Annotated in this window: 4 protein-coding genes; 2 read left to right on the top strand and 2 right to left on the bottom strand. The window is 49.7% G+C overall.

The genetic code is table 11. The features are described from left to right. On the bottom strand, positions 1–366 hold a 366-nt coding region (locus Q7V48_05250), incomplete at its 3' end, for an acyl-CoA dehydrogenase family protein (GenBank protein ID MDO9210141.1). Between the two features lie 85 nt (positions 367–451). Then, positions 452–1,312 (bottom strand): MurR/RpiR family transcriptional regulator, encoded by an 861-nt coding sequence (locus Q7V48_05245; GenBank protein MDO9210140.1) that lies wholly within the window; start codon positions 1,310–1,312, stop codon positions 452–454. A 297-nt stretch (positions 1,313–1,609) separates the two neighbouring features. On the opposite strand from Q7V48_05245, the gene Q7V48_05240 reads away from it, so the two are divergent. Together Q7V48_05240 and Q7V48_05235 are read left to right on the top strand one after the other, a co-directional pair. Then, on the top strand, positions 1,610–2,722 hold the full coding sequence (locus Q7V48_05240; protein MDO9210139.1) for a Coenzyme F420 hydrogenase/dehydrogenase, beta subunit C-terminal domain: 1,113 nt from the start codon (positions 1,610–1,612) through the stop codon (positions 2,720–2,722). After that, the coding region (locus tag Q7V48_05235) for a hypothetical protein (protein ID MDO9210138.1) at positions 2,719–2,905 on the top strand (187 nt) is incomplete at its 3' end. The genes Q7V48_05240 and Q7V48_05235, both read left to right, overlap by 4 nt.

Raw genomic sequence — 2,905 nt, 5'->3', positions numbered from 1 at the left:
GTTATCGTCCGCCCGGACGAACCGCGGCAGGAAATGCTCTTTTTGCCATTCTGATCCAAAATGGATGATCGACGGCCCGATCTGCCGATCGGCCAAGAAATGGTAAGCCACGGGCGCCTGAACCTTGAATAGCTCTTCAATTAAGATGGCTTTCTCCACGTAGGTGCATCCTTGCCCTCCATATTGTTTCGGCCAGGTCATGCCGAGCCAACCTCTCTGGGCCATCTTCCTGGAGAATTCTTGATTATTCCCCTCGGCCAGCCCTCCACTTTTAGTCACAAAGGTACCTGCCTGGAGTTCGGCTTGCAGAAAATCGCGAACCTCCTGACGAAACTTGTTTTGCTCTTCCGTAAAGGTAAACCTCATTTTTCCATCTCCTTTCTGAAGGCTGGAGGATAGCGCAGCCTATTAATATAAGGTCCAAAGGGAATTTTTTGAGCTGGTGTTTCCTTCATAACTTCTGAGCTGCCCAGATCTCCCACTTTTTGAGCTCGCCCTCGATCGTTTTGAGGGTCTGGATCGACCTTGTGGGATTCGCCATGGAGAGCCCCGCCGACAAACAGTTGATGATCGCGACCGCACTGGTATAGAAGTTGATAAATCCGAGACCGCTAATCTTGGCCTGGATGACGAAGTCGGAAGTGCGGGCGAGCGGGGAAAGGATACTATCCGTGATGGCAATAACCTGGCAGCCCCGCCCCTTGGCGTATCGAGCCACCTCCAGGGTCGCTCGAGTATAACGAGGGAAGCCGATCGCCAGCATCGCATCCGGAGGCTCGATATCGACCAAGAGGTCTGGCATCATGCCCCAGTTGGATTCCACCAGAGTCACTCCATTCCGGATCGACCTGAAGTGGGAATGGGCCAGGACGGCCAACCCGAAGGAACTGCGCAAACCAACAATAAAAACTTTCCGGGCCCGATTCAGGATTCGAATTACTTCTCGGAACTGTTCCGGCCTGAGCTCAGCGCTGGTTTCCTTTAGATTCTGAATATCGCGGTTAAAGATCTCCAGATATAAATCCTTCCCTTTCTTACGGGGAGTCTTTTCCATGCGCTCGGAGGGTGCCAATCTCATCTGGAGCCATTTCTGCAGATCCTCCTGCAGGTCTGCATAGCCCGAGTACCCTAGGGCTATGCAGAATCGAGTAACTGTGGCGTCACTGACGTGGACTCTGTTACCTAACTCTACGGAGGAAAGAAAGGGAACTTCTTCCCCATGCTGTAAAATATATTGCGCCAGGGCTACCTGGCTTCGGGTCAGCTTGGAATGCCCCCGCTGGACTCTTTCATGAAAAATGGGGTTCATCATGAATGTAGACAAATTTTCATTTTTTTTGAAAAATGTAGACCATGACTCTATAGATTCCCCATTTCTTTGTCAAGATTTTTTTAGGAATTGTCATTTAAGATTTAAGATTAAAAAGTAGGCACTTTTGAATCTTAAATGACAATTACCTAATTTTTATTTGACAAAATAAAAAATATACCATAAAGCTAATTCAAACCTTTTCCTTTAAGGTTTTCCATACTTCCTCTCCTAGGCCGCCCCCCAAGGACAAGGATCAATTCTGGTCAGTCAGGTAGAGGATTAGAAAGGGATAAAAAAATGAGTGCGGTAATCAAGGGTCCCCAAGACCTGGAAAAAGAAGTCATCAAAGCTGATTTGTGCACACTCTGCGGGGCCTGTGTAGGGCTCTGTCCGTACTTCCGGGCCTACCAAGGAAGAATTGTATTGATGGACCATTGCAACCTGGCGCAGGGACGATGTTATTCCTTCTGTCCCCGGACGCCCGTGAATCTGGATGAAGTCAATCAATTTACTTGCGGTAGTCCATATCCGGGCGACCCCCTGGGAACTCTTCAGCAAGTAGTCATGGCGAAATCCCTGGACAAAGCCACCCTGGCCAAAAGCCAATACGGTGGCGCCACATCCGCGTTAATCGCGCTGGCTTTGAAAAAAGGAATGATCGATGCCGCCATCCTGACCAAAAGAGAAAAAGAACTCCTTTCCTCGGGAGTACTGGCCCAGAATAAAAGGCAAGTATTGGCTTGTGCCGGCTCCAATTACGTCGCTTCTCCCACCTTGCAAGCTTTCAACAAGGGGGCCCAGGATTCGTGCCGAAGGATTGCAGTCGTGGGCATTCCCTGCCAGGTTCTGGCCCTGGGGAAAATGCGCCTAAACCCGCTGGAAAATAAGAAACACATCGAAAAGCTCAGCTTGGTCATAGGCCTTTTCTGCACTTGGGCGCTCTCTTATAAGGAATTTTTAAATTTTCTTAGGCGAGATTATCCCGTACCCCAAATCAGCAAAATGGATATTCCACCCCCGCCGGCCAATGTTTTTCAAATCGAGTTGCCCGATGGTTTAAAATCCATCTCCCTGGATAGGATCCGCCAATTCACCCGGCCTACTTGCACCGTTTGCTTGGACCTGACCGCAGAATTTACGGATCTTTCCGTGGGGGCAGTGGAAGGCATCTCCGGTTGGAACACGGTCATCGTGCGCACTCCCCAAGGGCAGGAACTTATGGAAGAGGCGCGCCGGGCCCGGGTACTGGAAGTCGCCGAGCTGCCCAAGGCCAATTTTGATCACCTGCAAAAAGCTGCGCTTCTCAAGAAAAGGCGCGCTCTGGAGAATATTGTGAGACGCACAGGGAGCAAGGAGAACCTGCTCTATTTGCGGGGCGTGGATTCTCTCCGCTCCCTTTTACCGAATTGAAAGTAAAAGAAGTTTCGAGTTCCGAGTCTCAAGTTATTAACACCCCCACCCTCACCCTCCCCGAAGCTGTGAAAAAATTCGGATTTGTAGGGGAGGGGGGAATTATCGAGTTTGAAAATTTGGCAAATGGTTTTTACGGATCAGTCATGGATTCCTCGATAAAAATAGGCACAATCAAACCGG

This window comes from Deltaproteobacteria bacterium (assembly GCA_030654105.1).
Lineage (GTDB): Bacteria > Desulfobacterota > SM23-61 > SM23-61 > SM23-61 > JAHJQK01.
This window is presented reverse-complemented; position numbering and strand designations above follow the sequence as displayed.

What these genes read in the sequence shown, in the direction of transcription:
- Q7V48_05245 (MDO9210140.1), bottom strand. Translation starts at nt 1,312, where the DNA reads ATGATGAACCCCATTTTTCATGAAAGAGTCCAGCGGGGGCATTCCAAG.
- Q7V48_05240 (MDO9210139.1), top strand. Translation starts at nt 1,610, where the DNA reads ATGAGTGCGGTAATCAAGGGTCCCCAAGACCTGGAAAAAGAAGTCATC.